We start from the raw sequence: 22,450 nt of genomic DNA, 5'->3' as shown, positions 1-22,450 counted from the left end.
GTCAGACGGAGTATCCGCCGTCGACGTTGAGTTTCTGGCCGCTGATGAAACCGGCGGCATCACTCGCGAGGAAATGTACGGCTTCGGCGATGTCGGTTGCGGACCCGAATCGTTTCAGCGGAATTCGACTCATGGTGATGTCGAGGGCGGTTGGATCGAGATCGGCTGACGCGATGAGTCTTTCGGCCATGCCGTCGGTCAGCATGCCGGGGCCGACGGCGTTGAAGCGCACGCCGTAGCGCCCTTCTTCGGCGGCAAAGCCGCGGACCAGTTGTTCCACAGCGCCTTTGGTGCCGGCCGAGAGGCCGTCGCGGACCGGGAAGCGGTCGGTTGCTGCTGTGGTAACTGCCACGACGGATCCCGACGATGCGCGCAGCGCCGGTAAGGCTGTGTGCACAAGGGTGAAGAATGCTGCGGCTTCTTGATTCAACTGTTCGGCGAACGTGGTGGGGGAGACTCGCGACAGGTGGGTCATCGGAACGTGTGGTCCCGCTGCGTGTACAAGAGTGGTCAATGATCCGAAATCGTCGATCGCGGACCGGGCTGCCGCGGTGATGGATGATTCCTGATCGAGATCCATCGGGTAGGAATGCGCGCGGACTCCCAGCGATCGGATCTCTGTGCTCAGCTGCTCCGCGGCATCCGCGTTGCTGCGATAGGTGAAGGCGACGTCGTGTCCGCGGGCGGCGAGTGTGCGGGCGATTGCAGAGCCGATACCGCCGGTTCCGCCGCTGATCAAAACGGTGCGCACTGCATTCATGGTTGTCTCCCGGGTTCCGCGGTTGATGGTCCTCAACTTAAACCTAGCAAGTGCTTGGTTGGCGCGGGTAGGACAGGCTCAGATTGCTATCGCAGACGGGAGCAGAACCCTAATCTCAGTGTTATGTCCGATAGCGTGCAGGTGGCCGGAGAAGTGCCGAGTGACGGATCCGAACCGCAGATCCCCAGTCTCAACAACCGTTTGAACTGGCTTCGCGCCGGCGTTCTCGGAGCAAACGACGGCATTGTGTCTACCGCGGGATTGGTGATCGGTGTCGCCGCCGCGACAACCGAACGTTCCGCGATCTTCACCGCGGGTTTTGCGGGATTGGTCGCCGGAGCAGTGTCCATGGCCCTCGGGGAGTACGTCTCTGTCAGCGCGCAACGCGATACCGAGCGTGCGCTGCTGAAGAAAGAGAAACGAGAACTGCAGGAAATGCCTGAGCAGGAGTTCGAAGAACTTGTCTCGAACTACGAGGCAAAGGGTTTGAGCACCGCGACTGCCACCAAGGTAGCGGAAGAACTCACGGCACACGATGCATTCGCGGCGCACGTCGAAGTGGAGTTGAAGATTGATCCGAACGACCTGACGAACCCGTGGCACGCCGCAATCTCGTCGGCAGTGTCCTTCACTATCGGTGCGGCAATTCCGTTGATCGCGATTCTCTTGCCGCCGACGGGATCCCGGGTTCCCATTGCGTTCTTCGCGGTGCTCGTCGCGCTGGCGTTGACCGGCACGATCAGCGCGACGCTCGGCGGTGCCCGCAAGACCCGAGCGATCTTGCGGGTAGTTCTCGGCGGCGCTTTGGCGATGGCCGTGACGTACGGCGTCGGCCAGTTGGTGGGTACCGGGCTCGATTGAGCTGTGCGCCTTTGTTAACCGCGGGCGGTTGACACAGGCGCACAGCAGTCAGGCTCGAGCGACCATCACCGGGCACGGAGCATGGTGTAGCAGGTTTTGGCTCGTCGATCCCATCACTGCACCGGCCATTGCACTTCGACCGTGGCTGCCGACGACCAGAAGTTGGGCGTCGTCGGCGTATTTCAGCATGACCGGGGCGGCTGCGCCGGGTTCGCTGATACGGGTGACCGGCACGTCGGGGTACTGCTCGGCCATTCCGGCAAGGTTTTCGGCCAACAATGCGGACTCCTCTTGTTCGACGGCTTCCCAGTCGATGAGGATCCCGGCGCCACCTTCACGGAAGGTCGACGCCCCTTGCCACGTGTGCACCGCGATGAGGGGTGCTTCGAACTCGTCCGCAAACCAGAAGGCATGCTCGACGGCCTTCTTGCTCAACGGACTTCCGTCGATACCGACCACGACGGGTCTCTGATCAGGCCCCGGGTTTTCGACGGTTCCCCGCCAGACGGTGACCGGGGAGGTTGCATGGTTGGCGACCTTGAGGGCCGTAGATCCGAGTAGACGTGAGCGCAGAGCGCCGGCTCCGGTGGAACCCATGACGATCAACCGAGCGGTGTCGGCCGATTCGAGGATATGTGTTGTCGGAGGACCAGGCGCGATGTTGGACTCGATGTCCAGCGAAGGGAATTTCTCTGCCACAGCGGTGGACGCCGCCGCGATGATCGCTTCGCCGTCCTCGCGGATCTGATTGAGAAACTGTGACTGCAACATCACGGCGGCGGGACTGTAGATCGGGCCTTCCTGAGGCAGTGCATGTGCCAGGATCAGCCGTGCATTGACCACCTGAGCAACGGCCGCGGCCCATTTCGCGGCACCGATCGATGCCTCCGAACCGTCGACGCCGACAACGATGTCCTGGTGTCCGGCAAGTGTGTCCATGCTTACTCCCTCAGGTGGTTCGAGATCCGTCAGCTGTGGCGATGAGGTCTCATCGCCACAGCGTTGCTGATGATTTTGCTGCTTCCTTCCATGTCTTCTCGAGTAGTGCGGCTTGCTCGTCGGCGATGTCGAGTTCGCGTCGGTACACCATTCCCAAGCTGAAACTGGTGAGCGAGGTGTGCTCGTGCTCCGACGCCATTTCCAGCAGATGGTGACCGGCGACAACGGAATCCTGGTGCTCGCCGAGCACATCTTGGAAGTGGTTGAAATGCTTGAGTGCTCGTTTGGCGCGATGCTTGTTCGACGGTTTCATCACTTCGATCGCGTACTTCATTCGCTTGGCGCCCTTACGCGCTCGATGGATTTTCTCGTCGCGGTCCGAGCGCGACGTCGCTTCGGCGACGTTGTCGACGCGTTTGCCAACCTTGTGAGAGAGATGCCGCAAGGTGTTCGCCAGCTCCTTGGAGGAGATTTTCTTGTCGGTGCGTCGACCGATCGCGTCGAATTCCAGATCGACGACGTACGCGTCGAGGTTCTCGAGCAGGGTCAGGTAACGTTCGGAATTCAGTGTGTCGAGTGCAATTCCCTGGGCGGTTTCTGCTCGGGCAGAGAAGTATTCGTCGATCCGCGCCCGTACTGCTTCCTGCTCGGGCATGTCGATTTCGCCGAGGCGGTCGACGAGTCGCTGCCACTGCACCTCGACGTCGCGAGCGTCACCGAACTTACCGCCCAACCACCGAAGATCGTCGATGAGTGCATCCGTCCGTGGTGACTGTCCGGCGTACGACTGCAGTGCGCTGCGAATCCGACGCGCTGCGACGCGAAAGTCGTGGACGGCTTCCTCGCTGCGCCTACGGGTTCCGAGATCCGCGTCGGTGAGTGCGCGGATCTGTTCGATCAGATAGTTGCGCAGCAGCATCCGAGGGGTGGGTGACTTCGTGGTGGTGGCTTTGGGTGCGGCGTGCGGTGTCACGGAGGTGCCCAGCGCACGTTTCAGTTTGGACGGACTTTCCGAGCGCTCTAGGCCTGCGTCGAACAGCAGGGTTTCGATGGCATCGGCCAGTGGTTGCCCGCCCGCGCCTTGCTCGACCTCGACTTCTTGCCACGTGGACTCTCCGGATCCGTCTGCTTTGCAGGCAATTACGGTGTCCGAAACCACTTCGGCGAGAAGTGTGCCGTCGGCGTCGTTGAGCCTGGTGCGTTCGCGGTCGGTGATGATCAGGGCGACGGGCACCAGGTCGTTACCACGAATGATCGCTCGGACCAGCGTTGACAACGCTTCCGGTACGACAGTTCCGTCGTCGGGTGGCAGTTGAATTTCGGTTCGGGCATCACCGGCGCCGGGGAGTTTCATGTGCCAGCCGGCGTCGTCGCCGCCCTCACGTTTACGCAGCGTGATCTTCTCGGCGAGCAACCGATAGTCAGCGGTGTCGTAGTACGTTGCGGAGAGTTGGATCGAGTCGTGGACCGGTGCGCCGGCTACCCCGGGTAGGTTGTCCAGTGCCGGAACTTCCTGCTCTGCAGGTGCTTCGTACTTGCGCTCGACTTCCTCGACAGCTCCGGGTACTGCATCGGTCTTGCTCATCTGATCTCCTTGTGCGGTGCGATGTATCTGCGTCCATCCTTGTCGGTAACGATGGCGCAGGGAAGGGTGAGCGCTGTCAGGTTGGCCATGCGAGTGTCAGGCGGCTTTCGAATCGGCGGGTTTCGCCGCTGACGGGGTCGTCGAACTCGAGCACACGGGACAGCAGGCGGAGTGGATTCGAATAGTCTTCTGCAGCAACGTCGTAAAAATCCGGGTAGAAGTTGTCGCCGTGGATAGGTAGTCCCACCGATGTCATGTGCAGGCGCAGTTGGTGGGTCTTGCCGGTATGGGGAATCAGTCGATAGCGCGCGAACTCGCCGTGAGTTTCGATCAGTTCGATACGCGATTCGCTGTTGGGATCGCCGTCGATCTCGCGGGCTTTGAGTACTCCGCGTTCCTTCACGATGCGACTTCGCACGACGGTAGGCGTGGCGACGTCGGCGTCGTAGCGTGCGATTGCCTCGTATTCCTTGGCGACGAGGCGATCGGCGAACATCGTCTGGTAGCCGCGCCTGGCCTGCTGGTGCACGGTGAAGAGGAGCAGCCCGGCAGTGACGCGATCGAGTCGGTGCGCCGGGCTGAGCTCGGGGAGGTCGAGGTCTCGGCGAAGTCGAACCAATGCGGATTCCGCGATGTAGCGTCCGCGCGGTGTGCTGGCCAGAAAATGAGGTTTGTCGACTACGAGGATGTTGTCGTCGCGGTACAGGATGTCGATCTCGAAGGGAACTCGTGTTTCGACGGGCGGGTCGCGGTACAGATAGACGAAGCGTCGAGGCGCAAACGCGGTACTTTCGTCGATTCCGACGCCCTTCTCGTCGACGACTTCGCGGGCGGCAACTTTCTCCCGCAGTCGTACAGCGTCCTGCGGGAACCGCTCGAGTAGGTAGTCGAGCGTGGTTTCCCACGTTCCCGTGTCTGGTTGACGGATGCGGCTGGGGTTGAGGCCGTCGCGGACGGGGAGCGGAGATCGAGACACATCTTCGACGGTAGCGCTCCGGCCGGGTATTGGAGCCATCCGTGACAGATCGGGCGTGAATAATCGAGATTCGAGCTTGTGACGTCGAACACCGCACAGTGCTGACCTGTGTATTCGGGCGTTCGTGTTACGCGTACGAGTGCCGACGTAACCTGAACGAAACTGCGAGCTAACCGAAGGTCTGCGACTATTGGGCGATGAACGAGCCTCATCTTCCCGCAGCTGTTCACGACAGATTGGCACAGCTGCTCGACCCCGTCGATTCGAGACTCGCAAGCCAATACCCCGGCAACCGCGGCGAGATTCAACCGGTGCACACCGTGTACGTCAGTGCTGCCGACGCAGGTGTCGACACTCCGCGGTCGTGGGGTGAGCAGGCAATCGAACTACTTGATGCGTATGTTGATGTCTTTGCCGATCTCGACACCGAGAATGCGCTCGACGATGTCCGTGTTCTGTTGGGTCGCAACCCCGTCCAGGACTTGCGCATCGATTTCGAAGACGGATACGGGCGACGTGAGGATCAGGAAGAGGATGTCGCCGCGCGAAACGCGGGTCGGACCCTGGCAGCGATCGGTGAGGATCCCCACGGTCCGAGTTGGTGTGGCATCAGGTTCAAGGGGATGCCGGCGAGTGAGCGTCGGCGATCCATTCGCACTCTCGAATTGGTTCTGGACGCAGCCGGTGGAGTGCCTGCGGGGTTCGTATTCACCGTCCCTAAACTTCGTGCGGTAGAGCAGGTTACCGCGACCGTGCTGTTGTGCGAGGAGTTGGAGAAGGCCCACGGGTTGGCGACGGGATCCCTTCGATTCGAGCTGCAGATCGAAAGCCCGCAGGCCGTGATTGCTGCGGACGGAACCGTTGCGGTTGCGCCGGCCATCCATCGCAGCGAGGGGCGACTGACCGGGTTGCACTACGGTACTTACGATTACAGTGCCGCGTGCGGAATCGCCTCACGTTTTCAATCGCTCGAGCACCCCGTTGCAGATCATGCCAAGGCGGTGATGCTCGCCGCGGCCGCTCAGACCGGGGTGTGGGTGTGCGACGGTTCCACGCAGATTGCCCCGGTGGGAACGCCAGAGATGATTCACGACGCCATCACACGGCACCATCGACTTGTCATGCGATCACTCGAGCGTGGCTACTACCAGGGCTGGGACATGCATCCTGGGCATCTGGTGACGCGATGGCTCGCGACGACAAACTTCTACCGCGGCGCCTTGACCGCCGCAGCGCCGCGAATTCAGGCCTACCTCGATCGTCAGGGTGGGAGTGTGATGGACGAGCCGGCAACAGCGCAGGCATTGGCCGCAGTTGTCCTGCGTGGGTTGGACGCGGGCGCCTTTGCCGAGGCCGGCGTTCTTGCTCTTGCCCCCTCTGCCGACACAGCCTCGCTACGGAGCTTGGTGGGACGTACCACTGTCAACACAGGAGTGAACTGAATCTATGACTACCACTGATTTCACCGCTTACCCGGACTTGGCGTTGCGAACGCTTGGCGGCGCTGTGATCTGGGCGAATGACGAAGCATTTGCCGAGCGTGAAGCGTTGATCCGACCGGGTAAGGCGGGATACCAGCCCGCGACATTCGGCCACAAAGGGCAGGTCTACGACGGTTGGGAAACCCGTCGACGCAGAGTTGCCGGCCACGACGAAGCGATTGTTCGACTCGGTGTTCCTGGCGTCGTCCACGGCGTTGTGGTTGATACTGCCTGGTTCAAGGGCAATTACCCGCCCGAGATTTCGGTGGAAGCAATCAGTGTCGACGGGTATCCGGATCCGGCAGAGTTGGCACAATCGGCCGACTGGCAGACGATAGTCGAGCGCTCCGCAGTCTCTGGTGACTCGGAGAATCCTTTCGACGTGAGCTCGGATCAGCGCTGGACCCACGTCAAGCTCACCATCTACCCGGACGGCGGCGTGGCCCGCTTCCGTGTGCACGGTGAAGCACGACCGGATCCACGTTTCCTCGATGCCGGGCCGCTCGACCTTGCGGCGCTGGAGAACGGTGGACGAGTCACCGATTGTTCCAACATGTTCTACAGCTCACCGCAGAACATTCTGTTTCCCGGTCGGGCAGCGTCGATGGGTGACGGTTGGGAGACAGCGCGCCGCCGCGACGACGGAAACGATTGGGTGCAGGTACAACTCGCCGGCGAAGGTTCGTTGAGTTTTGTCGAGATCGACACGTCGTACTTCCTCGGTAACGCTCCCGGTGCCGGCGCGTTGACCGGCCGCACGCCCCGCGGCGAATGGATCGAATTGTTGCCGCGCACCACGTTCCGACCGGATACGCGTCATCGCTTCTTGATCGAGAGCGATGCTCCGGTTACCGATGTGCGGTTGGATGTTTTCCCGGACGGTGGTCTCGCCCGACTGCGGGTTTTCGGAACTCTGACACCGGCGGCTCGAGCTGTGCTCGACACGCAATGACGGTAAAGTTGTTGCCATGAACAACTATCCGCGTGACATGGTGGGGTACGGCAAGAATCCTCCCCACCCGCATTGGCCTGGCGACGCGCGGATTGCGGTTCAGTTCGTGCTCAACTACGAAGAGGGTGGCGAGCGCAATGTCCTCGACGGTGATGACGTTTCGGAGACGTTTCTGTCGGAAATGACTCCGGCGGAGGCGTTTCCGAGCCGTCACATGAGTATGGAATCGCTGTACGAGTACGGATCCCGTGCCGGGTTGTGGCGAGTTCTCGGGATCTTCGAGCGGCGCAAGCTTCCGCTGACGATCTTTGCGGTCGCGCGGGCCTTACAGCGTAACCCCGAGGCGGTCAGCGCTTTTGGTGAACTGGGGCACGAGATTGCATGTCACGGACTACGGTGGTTGTCGTATCAGTCGGCCGGCATCGAGCGCGAGCGCGCGGATATGGCCGAAGCCGTCGAGATCCTGCGGGACTTGACGGGCTCCGCACCGCTCGGGTGGTACACCGGACGCGATTCACCGAACACCCGTGAGTTGGTCGTCGAACACGGTGGATTTGTCTACGACTCCGATTCGTACGCCGACGACCTGCCGTACTGGGTTGACGTGCCCCGCGGAGAGGAGTCGGTGAAGCATCTGGTCGTTCCGTACACCCTCGACACCAATGACATGCGATTCGCTTCTCCCGCTGGATTTCCCAGTGGAGATCAGTTTTTCGCGCACCTGCGGGACGCCTTCGACGTTCTGTACGCCGAGGGCTCCGCCGGGGCGCCGAAAATGCTGTCGGTCGGATTGCACTGCCGCATAGTCGGCCGCCCCGCTCGCGCTGCGGCCCTCGAGCGATTCCTCGACCATGTTCAGTCACATGAGAAGGTGTGGATCACGCGTCGGATCGACATTGCTCAGCACTGGAAGGCTGTGCATCCCGCGTAGCGGGAGTTCGTCGGGCATCGCACTGCACAGATCTGTCATGTCAGCCCAAACTTAGGACCATCGCGTCCGAACCGTCCCGATCCAGGGCGTCGAAACCTACGGGACGGTGGAATGGTGCACTCGTGAATTAACGGCGTAGCGTTAAGGCAGTTCGAGTAAGGAAGTGAGACGGTCGATGGTGCCCGCGGTGCGGGGAGCGACCGATCCACGCGTGATCGGGAATCTGCCGCACGAGCTGACCAGTTTTGTCGGTCGCCGACGTGAGTTGTCCGAGGCCAGACGATTGTCCGAGGATGCTCGTCTGCTGACCTTGACTGGCGTCGGCGGCGTGGGAAAGACACGGCTTGCCATCAGGCTTGCGGGCGCGCTGCAACGAGCGTTCCGCGACGGGGTCTGGTTGGTGGAGCTGGGTGATCAGTCGGATCCGGATCTGCTCGAGGACTATGTCGCCGTGACTCTGGGGATTCGCCCGGGTTCCTCGTCGGACCCACTGCACGCAATCATCGACCATTGCGCCGATCGGAGTCTGCTGTTGGTGCTCGACAACTGTGAACACCTGGTGGATTCGGTTGCGCGGTTTGCCGGTGCGATTCTGCGTCGGTGCGCCGGGGTGAAAATTCTGGCGACGAGTCGAGAATCGCTGGGTATGGGCGGTGAGGTGACGATGCGCGTCTCCTCGCTCACGACGCCACCGCAACAGTCACGCGAATTCGAGGGACTTGCCCAGTACGAATCCGTGTCGCTGTTCACTGAGCGTGCGGCGTCCGTCGTTCCGGGCTTTGTGCTGACCGACGAGAACAAGGATGCCGTTGCTCGGATTTGCCAGGATCTGGACGGCTTACCGTTGCCGATCGAGTTGGCGGCTGCCCGTCTGCGGGGTATGTCTGTACAGCAGATCATGAATCGGCTCTCGGATCGTTATCGTCTCCTCACCTCAGGTGGACGGGGCGTACCCAGCCGTCAGCAGACCCTTCGCCTGTCGATCGATTGGAGCTATGACCTGTGCTCACCGCTGGAACAACGGTTGTGGGGAAGGCTGAGCGTGTTCTCGGGTGGGTTCGACCTCGATGCTGTCGAAGGTGTGTGCGGGCAGGACATGAGTTCGACCGAAGTGATCGATATCGTCACCGGATTGGTCGAGAAGTCCATCCTCATTCGTGAGGAATCCGACGGTGTCGTTCGCTACCATCTTCTCGATCTTCTCCGGGAGTACGGGAGTGAAAAGTTGGAGGCCACCGGCGAACAGTACGACGTGCATCGCCGCCATTGCGATTGGTTCGAAGATCTTGCTGTCCGAGCGGATTCCGACCGGATCAGCAGCAGGCAGGCCGAATGGATCGCATGGTTGAGGCGTGAACGGCGCAATATCGACGACGCGCTGGAGTTTGCGATTTCGACACCTGGCCAGGTGAGGTCTGCGACTCGAATAGTTGCCGCTTTGCACCAACTCTGGGTGTCCGATGGCCTGATCGACCCGTTGCGGTACTGGGCTGATCGGACCCTTGACGCCACAGCCGCCGAGACGGACATGTATCGCGCGGACGTGTTGTGCGGAGGCTCAGGGGCGCATGCGATTCAGGGCGATCACGTGCGTGCACGCGAATTGGTCGACGAGGGTTGGCGCCTTGCCGAGGTCATGGGAGACGTGCGTTCGCGAGCTTTGGCAGCCTGGGCGGATGGGTACGTCAGTGCGTCTGCGGGTGAATTCGACACTGCTACAGCGAAGTTGGAATCTGCTCTTGCGATGTCTCGCTTCGAGAGAAATCTGCAGGACGTGGTGATCGGTTTGGACGTCCTCGGGCTCGCGTACATTCTTGCCGGTTTTCTGGATCGCGCGGTGGAGTGTTTCGACGAGTGTCTCGAGATCACCGTGCCCCTGAACGAAGTGAAGTATCAGGCCCAGGCATTGGGGTTTCTCGGACTCGTGGCGTGGCTTCGGGGTGACTTCGCGCATGCGAGTGACTATTCGACACGTAGTTTACGGACTGACAATTCTTCGATGAACTCGGCGTGGCGTATTGAATCGTTGGCGTGGACTGCTGCAGAGCAACGTGATTGGAAGCACACAGCGGTCCTGCTCGGCGCCGCTTCGATGTACTGGCAGAAGATCGGGCGGCCGCTCATCGGATTTGCAGGGTTGTCGCGCTACCACGAAAGCACCATGGAAATTACTCGAAAGGCTCTGGGGGACAAAGATTTCGATAAATCTTTTCAGAAAGGCTTTGTGATGACCGAAGTCGAGGCCGTCGCGTACGCGCTCGACGAGGGACCGAGTGCCCCGACTGATTCGTCGGCCGAGGCAGCTCAACTCACTCGTCGGGAGCAACAGGTCGCAGAACTGGTGGCTCAGGGGCTCACAAACCGGTCAATCGCGGAGCACCTGTTCATCTCGCCACGCACGGCGCAGGGGCACGTGGAGCACGTGCTGACCAAACTGGGATTCAATTCCCGGACGCAGATCGCGGCCTGGGTTGTTTCTCACGCGCACGAAGAGGAATCGCAAGGCGCTGCGCGATCCATAGATCGGCAGTGAGGGTTTCTACTGCAAAACGCCAGGTCATCACCGTAGTGCCCGAAATGCAGGTACAGATCCAGGTACCTATCCAGGTAGTTCGGCCGTCGCTCAGACGTCGAATGCACGGCAGTGTCGAGGTCGACCGAGTGTCGAACGCACTTTCCGTACCAGAACTGGATCTGATCATGCTTGTCAACGCCGCCGTGCCCGACGCATCCATCGAATGGAACACAGTCGTGGTCGACTCGCGAAGTGTGGACTTCGCGGCAGGTGGGGATGGCGAGTTGGTTGTTTTCCTACATGGGTGGGGCTTGTCGCCACGCGCGTATCGTTCGTCGCTCGCATCGCTGGCCAGTCGGGGTGCCCGCGTGATCGCGCCCACCCTTCCCGGACTCGCCGGCAGCGCAGAACTCGAGCCGAGTGATCGCACTTTCGACGGCTACGCGAAGTGGGTTGGTCGATTCCTCGATGCGATCGGAGTGAACGGTCGGGTAACCGTCGTGGGGCATTCGTTCGGTGGTGGAGTGGCGGCAGCAGTGGCACACGATCGCCCGACCCTGGTCTCCCGGCTGGTCTTGGTGAACTCGGTCGGCGGCGGTGCGTGGTCGCACTCGTCCGGGCGCGAGTACCCGATCCGCGAGCGGCCCCTGTTGAATTGGTGCGGCTCGGCGATAGCCGAAGCCATTGCGACCTTTCCGGCCCGTGGACCTATGCAGTTGCTTTTGGACGAGGTAGTTCCCCATGCCGTGCGCAACACCGGTTCGTTGTGGCGCACGGCGAACCTCGCCAGGAATGCCGATCTCATCGCACTGTTCGAAACGATGGCAGAACGTGCGATGCCGGTGTCGATGCTGTGGAGCGTTGGCGATCAGGTGATCCCACGCGCAAGCTTCGACGCGATTCGTGCCGCCCTCGTCGATCCGGAAGTTCGAGAAGTTCGCGGCAATCACAACTGGCTGATCGACGACGCCGAACTGTTCGCACAGCTGTTGACGGAAATGCTTCCGGGTTCGGCCGCAGAACTTGTCGGTTGACCGCGCACCACCGTGTATCTTCGAATCCATGAACAGGCAGGGAACGGCGGCGCGATCGTTGTTGCTGCTTCTGCTGCCGTTCATCGCGATGCTCGCTGCTCCGCCGCTCGGTTCTTCAAGTAGTGCCGCGGTTCTGGGAACTGCGATTGCGGTGTTTGTTGTTGCCGCGTTGGCGACGTCGCCTCGCAGCGAAGTTCTTCAGCTGTTTGCGTGCTCGTCAAGTGGTCCGGCCCGTGACGAGCGTTGTCTGCGTGGCTCTTTCCGCAGACAGAGCAGCCCGGACGCCCCTGGTCGTCCGCAACCCCGAGCGCCTGGAATCGGTCTGTAGTCTGGCCACCGCGCGGGTGAGAATCCCGTCGTAGGTCGGTCAGCGAAGCTCAGCCCACGACCATTCCCGCGCTCGCATTCTGTCGCAAGCGTGCCTCTTGGTGAGGTTCATTCATCATGCTCGATTTCATCTATTACCCCGTGTCCGCGATCTTGTGGCTCTGGCACAAGGTCTTCTCCCTGGTTTCGGGAGCACCAGACAACGGTGTCGTCTGGGCACTGTCCGTGGTGTTTCTCGTCTTCACGCTTCGTGCGATTCTTTTCAAACCTTTTGTCAAACAGGTCCGCACGCAATTGGTCATGCAGAAACTACAACCGCAGATCAAGGCATTGCAGAAGAAGTACGCCGGCGACAATCAGAAGCTTGCCGCAGAGATGGCAAAACTCCAGAAGGAACACAATTACAGCCCGCTGCTCGGATGTTTGCCGATGCTCATTCAGGCGCCGGTCTTCATCGGCCTCTATCACGTTCTGCGGTCGTTCAATCGGACAGGAGCGGCCACCCACGTCCCGTTCCTCAGCCCTACCGAACCCATGTCCATCGCCGACAACGCGAACACTGCCAACTACTTTTTCAGTGCCTCGGATGTGCAGTCGTTTCTCGATGCGAAGCTGTTCGGGGCGCCGCTGTCGGCGATGATTTCGAGTCCGGCCGCGCAATTGGAAGCGTTTGGCGATGTGACCAGGCTGTCCATAATCCTGGTTGCCGTTCCGCTGATGATCTTTGCCGCGGTGGCGACGCACTTCACGTCGCGGGCATCTATCGCGAGGCAGGTGGACACCGGGACCGTCAACCCTCAAACGGCGATCATGAACAAACTCGCGTTGTGGGTGTTTCCGGTCGGCGTGATTGCCTTCGGTGCGTTTGTGCCGGTCGCGATCCTGATCTATTTCGTCAGCAACAACTGCTGGACATTTGCGCAACAGCATTTTGTGTACGGCCGGATTGCGGCGGAGCAGCGCGAGGCTGATGTGCAGATCCCGCCAGGTGCGTCCACAGCACCAGCTCCTGGTGCCAAGCCGACCAAGGCAAAACGGAAACCTTGACGAAAATCAGCACTCCCTACCGGCTGGTAACACACGTACGCTGGAATTCATGACCAAGTGGACCGCAGAAGACATTGTCGATCAGACCGGCCGCACGTTTGTCGTGACCGGGGCCAATAGTGGCTTGGGGGAGGTAGTTGCACGAGCATTGGGCAAAGCGGGCGCCACCGTCGTACTTGCGTGCCGCGACACATCGAAGGCTGAACCCATAGCGGCGGAGATCGGTTCCAACGCGGTGGTACGGCAACTCGATCTTGCGGATCTGGCGTCGGTGCGGGCATTTGCCGACGCCACCGAGACTGTCGACGTTCTGGTGAACAACGCCGGTGTCATGGCGATACCATTTCGCCGGACGGTCGACGGATTCGAAATGCAGATCGGCACAAACCATCTCGGGCACTTTGCACTCACCGGCTTGCTGAAGGACAAGCTGACGGATCGTGTCGTGACGATGTCGAGCGCACTGCACCAACTGGGAACCGTCGATCTCGATGATCTCAACTTCGAGCACCGCAAATACAACCGGTGGCTGGCGTACGGGCAGTCCAAACTCGCCAATCTGCTGTTCACGTACGAACTTCAACGCAAACTGTCTGCGTCGGGTTCTTCGCTCAAGGCATTGGCGTCGCATCCGGGATATGCGTCGACGAACCTGCAGGGCCACACCGAGTCCGTCCTCGACAAGCTCATGGGCATCGGCAACCGGATCATCGCGCAGTCTGCGGAGATGGGCGCATTGCCGGAACTGTATGCGGCAACCGTCCCCGATGCATTCGGCGGCAGCTATATCGGCCCGGACGGTCCGTTCGAGCAGCGTGGATACCCGAAAGTGGTTGGCTCGAACAAGAAATCGCACGATACCGAGACCGCAGCGGGCCTGTGGACGCTCTCCGAGAAATTGACCGGGGTGTCGTTCGGACTGTGACGCCGATGGCCGCGAACCCCAGTGGGATTCGCGGCCATCGCAATAGTTGCACTGTTACAGCAGCTCTGCTGTTACAGCGTGACAACCATCTTGCCGGTGTTCGCGCCGCGCATCAGATCGATGAACGCCTGCGGGGCATTGTCGAGACCTGCGACTATGGTCTCGTCCCACGCAATCTTGTTGTCGGAGAGCCACCCCGCCATGTGGGTGCGGAACTCGGGGCCGAGATGGCGGTATCCGCCGACCAGGAATCCGCGCAAGGTGAGCTGCTTGCCGATCGCTGCCGCCAAGTTGTGCGGGGCAGTGGGCTTTTCGGTGGTGTTGTACTGAGCGATTGCCCCGCACATCGCGATTCGGCCGCCAGAGTTCATGGCGTCGATAGCCGCCTCGAGATGTTCACCGCCGACATTGTCGAAGTAGACGTCGATTCCGTCGGGTGCGGCCGCAGCGAGAAGTTCGGTGACCGGTCCGTCGTGGTAGTCGAACGCGGCATCGAAGCCGAGTTCGAGGAGACGAGCGACCTTCGCCGGAGAACCAGCGCTGCCGATCACACGCTTGGCGCCCAGCAGCTTTGCGATCTGTCCGACCAGTGATCCGACGGCTCCTGCTGCGCCGGAGACGAATACGGTGTCACCTTCTTTGAACTCGGCAACGGCTGTCAGGCCCGCGTACGCGGTCAGTCCCGTCATGCCGAGCGCACCGAGGTAGGCGGTGGCCGGGGCAATGGACGTGTCGGCAGGCGTGACCGCTGCCGCGTCGAGAATCGCGTACTCGCGCCACCCGAGGCCGTGGACGACAACGTCTCCGACCCCGCGATCGGCGGACTTCGAGGCGATAACCTCGCCGACTGCGCCACCATCGAGAGCTGCGCCGATCTGGAAGGGCGGCAGGTACGACTTCACGTCGTTCATGCGTCCACGCATGTACGGATCGACCGAGATCGCGATGTTGCGCACCAGGATCTGGCCGTCTTCGAGTTCAGGAAGCTCGACCTCGACCGTGGAGAAGTTCTCGGGTGTCGGCCAACCGTTCGGTCGGGACGCGAGATGGATCTCGCGGCTGATTGTGGGGGTGGAGCTCATTAATCGTCCTTACTTACTTCGAGGGTGACCTCGATGTTGCCGCGAGTTGCATTGGAGTACGGGCACACCTGGTGTGCCTTCTCCGTCAGCTCGACGGCCTGTTCGTGGGGCAAATGGGGGAGTGAAACTTCAAGCGTCACAGCAAGTCCGAAGCCGCCGGCGCCATTCGGGCCGATGCCGACGCGTGCACCCACCGCAGAATCCGCGACGTTGGCCTTCTCTGCTCGGGCGACCATCTGCAGTGCAGAGTGGAAGCACGCCGCATATCCGGCAGCAAAAAGCTGCTCGGGATTGGTGCCGTCGCCGCTGCCGCCCATTTCCTTCGGGATGGCCAGGCCGAGATCGAGGCGTCCGTCGGAGGTTCGGGCGTGGCCGTTGCGGCCTTCGCCGGTGGCCAGTGCTTCTGCGGTGTACACGATGTTCATGGCTTCTTCTTTCCGTCGACAGCGTTGGATGTTTGAAGGTTCTCGCCTAGGCGGACCAAGACTTCCCGGAGTTTCACCAGTTCATCGAGATCAAGTCCGGTTGCCTCGGCGAGCGTGCGGGGTATGTCTTCTGCCTTGCTGCGCAGTGCCACACCGCTCTCGGTCAGATGAATCTCGACGCGGCGCTCGTCGCTGGTCAGGCGTCGGCGTTCGATGAGGCCTTGGCTTTCCAGTCGCTTGAGGAGCGGCGAAAGAGTGCCGGTGTCGAGATCAAGTGCGTCGCAGATATCCCGAACGCCGCGGCCGTCGCTTTCCCACAGTGTCAGCAGGACGAGGTACTGGGGGTAGGTGATTCCCAAGTCCTCCAGCATGGTTCGGTAGGCGGCCGTGGTTGCTCGCGACGCCGAGTAGAGGGCGAAGCAGAGTTGGTGTTCGAGGGCGAGCGGGTTGGTCACAAGAAAGACTGTAGCGCACTGTTTAGTTGTGCACAACTAAACAGTGCAAAATTGATCGAGGAATCGGTGCCATGCGAGGTGGGGATGTCGTGATACCGCGAGCTTGCCCGCGGGTAGATCGCCGGCGATTCGTACGGAATGCTGAAGATCTTGGTATCCACGGACGATCTCAGGCTGCTCGGGTTGCTGCCCTCGACGTGATGAACAAGATCAGGGCTCTCAAACAGTTCCAGTAGACAATGACGTCAGGTGGCGGTGAAGGCGGTTGATCGACGGATTTCCGATCGTGCGCCGGCCTTCGAGCCGCACTCTGCTCGGAGTGGTGCCGTAGTAAGCGTCGAAGGCTCGCACGAACTGCGGCTTTGACGTGAATCCCCAACGGCGCGAGATATCTTCGACGGACACGTCGGCGGAATCAGATGTGGTGAGGTCGCGGTACGCATGCTCGAGTCGCTTACGACGGATCACCTGCGCAATCCCACCGTCGTCGTTGAACGCGCGGTAGAGCTGCGCCCGGGAGACGGCTAGCGCAACGCAGATCGTCGTAGGGCTGAGCCAACTCTCGCCTAGGTGATCGAGAATGTAGACCAGGGCACGCGCTCGAAGATCTTCCGGAGGTGCTCGAAGTGATTGCTCGGGTGCAACGTGCCCCACACTGGCTTTCAGCAGCGATTCGACAACGTCGTCGTACTGCGACGCCGCAGCGAAGTCGAGGTGCGGGAGCGCCTCCGAGATCGACTGCAAGCACTGCGAGAAAACTACCGCGGGCATGCCTGTCAGGACAGTGCCGTGCAGGGAGCGGCCGTGTGACGAGGCCTCGACGAGTGCACGCGGCACAACCAGACTGATCGTGCGGGCTGTGCGCTGTGAGTGTGTACGGACGCTCGCGCGAAGCGGTTTTCCCAAATCGACAAACGAGACCTCGTTCGGCCGGACGAGGAAGTCGACACCGTCGGCATCGCCGTGCATGGCGCCGGCCGTCCACGCCTGGACCACGTAGTGATCGTCCAGTTCGCTTTCCGTGATCAGTCGACGGTTTCGCACGTAGTTCTGACTGTTGACGGTGGTCTCGCCGATCAGTGACGTCCCGGTGGAGGTACCTGAAATCGTCCCGTGAAGCGGGACATCTCGGCCTGCGCGCTCGGTGACGTAGAAGGGCCGAGTCGCTGCTCGCCAGTAGTCGTCACGGTCCGCCGCGTCCACAAATCCCGTTGATATGTCAATCCGGGGTTCATTGATGGGCACGCGGGGATGCTATGTGAAATAGGCCAGGTCAGGGGTGCTTTCCGGAAAATATCAGAGATAAGTGATCGGCGCCACAATGTGAGACAAAACGGGCATGAAGTGGAGACGGTTCGCATTCACCCGGCGGTGAACAAGCGCCTATGGTCGATACCGTGCGCGGATTTGTGTGGAATTTCTGCTCGGGCCGGGGGGTCGCCTCCCGGCTTCGGGGCGCGCCCGCAGTAGGACTCGCGTAGTGCCCGGATCGAAGTCGGACCCGATCGACCGCAAGCCCAGAAGGCATGTCTCCGTGCGCCGCAGGTTGCTCGGTGCCACGTCGTCGACGCCCCGTGCTCGACTCGTCAAGCTGATGCAATCGCCTTCGGGATTGACTGTCCTCGACGCTCCCCGTGGGTTTGGTAAAACCGCGCTCGCCGGGTTGTGGTTGTCGGCCCCGGCGCCATTGCCGAATCGGCCGGTGGTGTGGGTGCCTGCACCCGATGCGCGCACAAACCACATCGACTACTGGGACAAGGCACTGACCGTAATTCAGGATTCTTGCGAGGCAGTTCCGAGAGTCGCGGACAATCACGACCACCCCGAACGCGAGATGCGCGAGTATCTTGCGGCGTCGACTGTGCCGTTCGTGGTGGTGTTCAACCGGGTGGATCTGATCGAGGGGGACGGCCTCGGTGAGCGGCTCACTGCCTTGATCGGCGACGTCCCGGGTTTGAAAATTATTGTCACACTGCAAGATCGAGCATCGGTGGAGGTCCTCGACGATGTCCGTATCGACGAGTACCTCACCGTTGACGATTTGCGGTACACACCTGATGAAGCAGTGGCACTGTTTTCCGGAGCCGGTATTGCCGTGTCTGCCGATGTTGTCCACTCGATCTGTGGGCGGTTAGCGGGTGTGCCGACGCTGATGAAGGTGGCTGTGGATGTCGTGAGCGGGCTTCCAGAGCGCTCCCGTAGCCGCGAGATAATTCTGCAGCGCATCGATCTGGCCCTCTACCGCTATACAAAGCGCCAGGTACCCTCGAAGGCCGAGCGTACCGAGTTGTCGAATTTCACGCTCCGAATCGCTGCGGCACGGACCGTTACCGTAGCAACAGCGCAGTTGTTGGTCCCGGGGGCCGACGTTGTCCCACTGATGAATCGGCTCGAATCGTCCGCCTTGTTGTTCCGCGACCGGCATCGGGAGAATTGGTATTTTCCTCCTGCCGTTCGTGAAGCGCTGATCAGGATCGACGACGAAACCGGCGGTACTTCCAGGGAGCGGTTGCTCCTACTGTCGCAGTATTGCCTCGACCACGCTGATATTGCCGATGCGGTCCACTACGCAATCGACGCGCAGGAATGGTCGGTGGTCGCCGCAATTCTCAGCCGGCACTGGGCGGATCTCCTGGTATCGCATTCCGGGTTGCTCCGAAAAGCTATGTGGTCCATGCCGGAAGAGATCATGTCGGCAAGTCGTTCCATGCAGGTCGGACGCGACATGCTGGAGTTGCGGTTGCGTACACCCTCCACGGGTGTCAGCACGTACAACACGGAGTCCTCGGAACTTGCGGACGTCGCCCAGATGACCGACGTGTTTGCTCACCTGAACAGCGGAACGGTTCAAGTTATCGTTCTGCGCGCGTCGGGAGAGTACGGGCGATCAGCCGAAGTCGCACGCAATCTCGTCGATATCGCGGACTATCTGGATGTTGCCCGGGTCGATGAGTTCAGAAGTCAGCTACCAGCTCTGCGTCTGATCTGGGGTGTTGCATTTCAACTTGTCGGCAATGTCGACGACGCAGCCACACAATTGGCAACCGCGTACCAGGATGCACTTCACAACGGTCCACGTTTTGTTGCGCGACATTCGGCCGGCAACGCGGCGCTCAACGAGGTTCTGCGGGGCAGGCTTTCGGAGGCGTCGCAATGGATACTCGACGAAGGCGTCCTTCCCGACGTTCCCGGGTGGCTGGGACCACCGTCCCATATCGGCGGCGCAATCGCCCGCCTTTTGATTGCGTTGGATACGTTGGATCTTTCCGCGGCTGCGGCCGCGATCGAGACTCTCGACGGTATTTCTCCAGCCGGGGACGTGTGGGCCTTCGAAGCGTATGCCCGGACTCGGTGGGCATTGGCTCGGCGCGATCCTTTCGCAGGGCTGGTCACGCTTCAACGCGCCGGCGCCGCAAACGAACCACCCGTCAACTGTGATGTCTCGAGCGGTGCCGCAATGCTGAGCGCCGCGCGAATCGATCTGCTCCTGGCCGCAGGCGAAGATGCCAAGGCAATTGACGAGGCTGCGGTTCTCGGGAACCACATGCCGATAGTTCAAGTCTCGGCGGCACGTGCCTACCTTCTGACGGGGAACCCTGAGCGAGCCCTGCACATGTGCCGGGAGATCGACTGGAGCGCAGATTTCTACCCGAGGGTGCATGCCGAGGCGAAACTGGTCGAAGCCGCGGCATATCACAGTCTGGGCGAGTGGCCGGATGCCGGCGATTCCTGGTCCAGGGCTTGCGAATTGGTCGAGTACACCGGTGCCCTGTCCGCGTTCTCGACGATTCCGCGACGAGTGATCGAGGATCTCGAAACGCGCGCACAATCAGGTAGCAGCTCTGTTGTCGCGTTTCTCGAATCCGACGCGGTAGAGATGTATCCCCCGACGATCGAACGCATCGTCCTCAGCAGGCGTGAAGCAGAAGTGCTCCGCGGATTGTCGGACGGACTTCCCATCGCCGATATCGCCCGGAAGCTCTTTGTCACCCGGAATACGATGAAGAGTCACATTCGGCGGTTGTACCGAAAGCTCGGTGTCCATTCGCGCGACGAGGCGGTTGCCGCGGCGCACCGGCTCTCCTTGCTCGGCGCAGAGCCGGTGCGTCAACGGTATTCACCGTAGGTTGGTCTCCGCGTACACGGTCATCGCGTCGCGGATCAGCTCTGCCGTACCCGGACCGTGGACGTCGTAGTTGGCGCGGAATCGTGGATCGTCGACGTACATCTGTCCCAGTCCGATAAATGCGTCGGCGCTGGGAGTCTTTCCCTGCCAACCGGTTTTGACCCAGGCGAATTGACGGTGGGTAATGTCCTGGACGGCGTCGGATTCGGGTCCCAGCCCGTCGGCTGCGGCTTTGCCGAACGCCGCCGCGATGTCTTTGTGCGCGGTCAGGTGAGATTTCTTGTCCTGCTCGGACATCGAGCGCCACCACTTGTCGCCGCTGGTGTAGGCATCGTTACCCCACCGCTCGATCACCTCGTCTTTGTAATGAGCGTGGTCGAAACCGTCGAATACTTCTTCGGGCATGAGTGGTAGTCCTTTCTCGGTTTTTCTCAATGTTGTTGTCACCGAATCGATCTGGCGATCGATCCGGGCGCGTTCTTGTTCGAGCAGTTCGAGGTGAGTGTGCAATGCGTTTGCCGTGTCTTGTTCGCCGCCAAGAATCTCCGCTATGACCGGCAGTCCCAGGCCGAGTTCTCGTAGCAGCAGGATTCGCTGCAGACGAACCAGCGCTGTGTCGTCGTAGAAGCGGTACCCGCCCGCTCCTGTTCGATGAGGTTTCAGTAATCCCAGGTCGCCGTAGTGGCGCAGAGTTCTGCTGGTGGTTCCCGCAGCTTTGGCAAGCTCTTGGATGGACCATTCGGTCACTGTTGTTCACTTCTTTCTCTATCGGTGCGCTCTATCCAGTATGTAAGTTGACGTAACGTCAAGGTCAAGGGAAATTTCGCACCTGATTTTCGTAGTCGTCACGAACATGTCTCCAGCTGACCGATTCGATGAACTAACCCGGGTGATCCAGCTCACTTTATGATCATAATGAATAGTTGAAGGCCCCTCTGTTGACGCTTTCTCATACCTCGATAACGATCACCTGAACAGAACGAAATGTGCTGAAGACAGGAACGGTGGTCACGATGACTGAACTGGTGTCGGGCGTAGCCCAGGCCAAGCCCTATGACCTCGACGATCGGTACCGGTCGGGATCGGGCCCGGTGTTGCTGACCGGTGTTCAGGCAATCGCTCGCGGCTTCGTCGAACAGCATGTCCGTGACATCCGCGCAGGCAAACGGATCGCCACCTTTGTCTCCGGGTACCAGGGGAGTCCCCTCGGTGGAGTGGACAAGATGCTTCACGGGATGCCCAAGGTGCTCGCCGAGCACGACATCACCTTCATTCCCGGCTTCAACGAGGAACTCGCGGCCACCGCGGTGTGGGGTAGCCAGACAGACCTTCCCGCAGGAACCGCGACCCACGACGGTGTGACCGGCATCTGGTACGGCAAGGGTCCCGGTGTCGACCGCGCTACCGACACCATCCGCCACGCGAACATGTACGGCGTCAACCCCAGGGGTGGCGTCGTCCTTCTGGTGGGCGACGATCCTGCATCCAAATCGTCGACCGTACCCGCAGTGAGTGAGCGCTCCCTCGCGGCAATGGGCGTACCGGTTCTGTTCCCCCGCAACGCCGAAGAAATCATCACAATGGGCATGCACGCGGTCGCGCTTTCACGCGCGTCCGGTTGTGTTGTGGCCCTGAAGATCGTTGCCGATGTGGCGGACGGCGCGTGGACGGTTGACGGCAGCATCGCCGATTTCGACATCGTGGTGCCCGAGGTGCAGTTCGAGGGCAAGCCGTTCGTCTACAAGCAGCGCCAGATGGCGGCGCCGCCGGACAGCGTCATCGCGGAGGCCGATTTGTACGGACCCCGTTGGGATCTGGTGCAGGCCTACGGCGCCGCGAACAAGCTCGATGTGATCGAGGTTGATCCGTCAGGTGCCAAGATCGGAATTGCCGCTACCGGAACCACATTCGATTCCGTACGACAGGCCCTGACAGATCTGGGTGTCGACGATGCTGCCCTGCATCGTGCGGGAATTCGGCTGCTCCGTATCGGTATGCCGTACCCGGTGGTGGGGGAGTCGGTGCGAGA

At 61.0% G+C, this 22,450-nt stretch carries 19 protein-coding genes and 1 pseudogene; 11 read left to right on the top strand and 9 right to left on the bottom strand.

What is annotated here, in order from left to right; translation table 11 throughout:
- Position 1 precedes the first annotated feature (1 nt).
- Positions 2-760 (bottom strand): SDR family NAD(P)-dependent oxidoreductase, encoded by a 759-nt coding sequence (locus V2B23_RS12975; RefSeq protein WP_430950734.1) that lies wholly within the window; start codon positions 758-760, stop codon positions 2-4.
- 123 nt (positions 761-883) lie between these two features.
- Between V2B23_RS12975 and V2B23_RS12970 the strand changes: the two genes are divergently transcribed.
- The gene (locus V2B23_RS12970; RefSeq protein ID WP_430950733.1) at positions 884-1,621 is read left to right on the top strand and encodes a VIT1/CCC1 transporter family protein; all 738 of its coding nucleotides are present in this window, start codon (positions 884-886) and stop codon (positions 1,619-1,621) included.
- Between the two features lie 48 nt (positions 1,622-1,669).
- Here V2B23_RS12970 and V2B23_RS12965 read toward each other — a convergent pair whose 3' ends face one another.
- The 3 genes from V2B23_RS12965 to V2B23_RS12955 all read right to left on the bottom strand — a co-directional run bounded on the left by V2B23_RS12965 (position 1,670) and on the right by V2B23_RS12955 (position 5,121).
- Positions 1,670-2,560: a universal stress protein gene (locus tag V2B23_RS12965; protein ID WP_430950732.1), complete on the bottom strand. Its 891-nt coding sequence runs from the start codon at positions 2,558-2,560 to the stop codon at positions 1,670-1,672.
- 49 nt (positions 2,561-2,609) lie between these two features.
- Entirely contained in the window at positions 2,610-4,145 is a 1,536-nt protein-coding gene (locus V2B23_RS12960) for a CHAD domain-containing protein (RefSeq protein ID WP_430950731.1), read from the bottom strand.
- 76 nt (positions 4,146-4,221) lie between these two features.
- Positions 4,222-5,121 carry a pseudouridine synthase gene (locus tag V2B23_RS12955; RefSeq protein ID WP_430950730.1) on the bottom strand — a complete coding sequence of 300 codons (900 nt, stop codon included), beginning with the start codon at positions 5,119-5,121 and terminating at the stop codon, positions 4,222-4,224.
- 197 nt (positions 5,122-5,318) lie between these two features.
- Here V2B23_RS12955 and V2B23_RS12950 point away from each other — a divergent pair, with 197 nt between their 5' ends.
- From V2B23_RS12950 to V2B23_RS12915, 8 genes are all read left to right on the top strand, one after another.
- On the top strand, positions 5,319-6,563 hold the full coding sequence (locus tag V2B23_RS12950; RefSeq protein WP_430950729.1) for a DUF6986 family protein: 1,245 nt from the start codon (positions 5,319-5,321) through the stop codon (positions 6,561-6,563).
- Positions 6,564-6,567: 4 nt separating this feature from the next.
- Complete coding sequence (gene alc / locus V2B23_RS12945) at positions 6,568-7,554, top strand: allantoicase (protein ID WP_430950728.1); 987 nt, start codon at positions 6,568-6,570, stop codon at positions 7,552-7,554.
- Positions 7,555-7,570: 16 nt separating this feature from the next.
- Entirely contained in the window at positions 7,571-8,485 is a 915-nt protein-coding gene (gene puuE / locus V2B23_RS12940) for an allantoinase PuuE (RefSeq protein WP_430950727.1), read from the top strand.
- Between the two features lie 175 nt (positions 8,486-8,660).
- Positions 8,661-11,018, top strand: coding sequence for an ATP-binding protein (locus tag V2B23_RS12935; RefSeq protein WP_430950726.1), 2,358 nt, complete (start codon positions 8,661-8,663; stop codon positions 11,016-11,018).
- A complete protein-coding gene (locus V2B23_RS12930; protein ID WP_430950725.1) occupies positions 11,015-12,034 on the top strand; it encodes an alpha/beta fold hydrolase in 1,020 nt (339 codons plus the stop codon). Before V2B23_RS12935 ends, V2B23_RS12930 begins: the two co-directional genes overlap by 4 nt.
- Positions 12,035-12,062: 28 nt before the next feature.
- On the top strand, positions 12,063-12,362 hold the full coding sequence (locus V2B23_RS12925; RefSeq protein WP_430950724.1) for a DUF6412 domain-containing protein: 300 nt from the start codon (positions 12,063-12,065) through the stop codon (positions 12,360-12,362).
- A 116-nt stretch (positions 12,363-12,478) separates the two neighbouring features.
- Entirely contained in the window at positions 12,479-13,408 is a 930-nt protein-coding gene (yidC, locus tag V2B23_RS12920) for a membrane protein insertase YidC (protein WP_430950723.1), read from the top strand.
- A gap of 49 nt (positions 13,409-13,457) precedes the next feature.
- Positions 13,458-14,333, top strand: coding sequence for an oxidoreductase (locus V2B23_RS12915; RefSeq protein ID WP_430950722.1), 876 nt, complete (start codon positions 13,458-13,460; stop codon positions 14,331-14,333).
- 71 nt (positions 14,334-14,404) lie between these two features.
- Here the strand turns inward: V2B23_RS12915 and V2B23_RS12910 are convergent, their stop codons facing one another.
- The 4 genes from V2B23_RS12910 to V2B23_RS12895 form a co-directional block, all read right to left on the bottom strand.
- Complete coding sequence (locus tag V2B23_RS12910; RefSeq protein ID WP_430950721.1) at positions 14,405-15,415, bottom strand: NADP-dependent oxidoreductase; 1,011 nt, start codon at positions 15,413-15,415, stop codon at positions 14,405-14,407.
- Positions 15,415-15,840: an organic hydroperoxide resistance protein gene (locus tag V2B23_RS12905; RefSeq protein ID WP_317540689.1), complete on the bottom strand. Its 426-nt coding sequence runs from the start codon at positions 15,838-15,840 to the stop codon at positions 15,415-15,417. The genes V2B23_RS12910 and V2B23_RS12905 overlap by 1 nt, the downstream gene beginning before the upstream one ends.
- Positions 15,837-16,295: a MarR family winged helix-turn-helix transcriptional regulator gene (locus tag V2B23_RS12900; RefSeq protein ID WP_430950720.1), complete on the bottom strand. Its 459-nt coding sequence runs from the start codon at positions 16,293-16,295 to the stop codon at positions 15,837-15,839. Before V2B23_RS12900 ends, V2B23_RS12905 begins: the two co-directional genes overlap by 4 nt.
- Positions 16,296-16,514: 219 nt before the next feature.
- A complete protein-coding gene (locus tag V2B23_RS12895; RefSeq protein WP_430950719.1) occupies positions 16,515-17,540 on the bottom strand; it encodes a helix-turn-helix domain-containing protein in 1,026 nt (341 codons plus the stop codon).
- A gap of 235 nt (positions 17,541-17,775) precedes the next feature.
- On the opposite strand from V2B23_RS12895, the gene V2B23_RS12890 reads away from it, so the two are divergent.
- Positions 17,776-20,421 (top strand): LuxR C-terminal-related transcriptional regulator, encoded by a 2,646-nt coding sequence (locus V2B23_RS12890; RefSeq protein ID WP_430950718.1) that lies wholly within the window; start codon positions 17,776-17,778, stop codon positions 20,419-20,421.
- Here the strand turns inward: V2B23_RS12890 and V2B23_RS12885 are convergent.
- Positions 20,413-21,168: a MerR family transcriptional regulator gene (locus V2B23_RS12885; RefSeq protein WP_430950717.1), complete on the bottom strand. Its 756-nt coding sequence runs from the start codon at positions 21,166-21,168 to the stop codon at positions 20,413-20,415. The two genes, V2B23_RS12890 and V2B23_RS12885, sit on opposite strands and share 9 nt — an antisense overlap.
- A gap of 266 nt (positions 21,169-21,434) precedes the next feature.
- Here V2B23_RS12885 and V2B23_RS12880 point away from each other — a divergent pair.
- A pseudogene (locus V2B23_RS12880) lies at positions 21,435-22,450 on the top strand (indolepyruvate ferredoxin oxidoreductase family protein); the annotation flags it as partial.

Origin of the sequence: Rhodococcus sp. 24CO, assembly GCF_050586165.1 — a bacterium.
Lineage (GTDB): Bacteria > Actinomycetota > Actinomycetes > Mycobacteriales > Mycobacteriaceae > Rhodococcus_F.
This window is presented reverse-complemented; position numbering and strand designations above follow the sequence as displayed.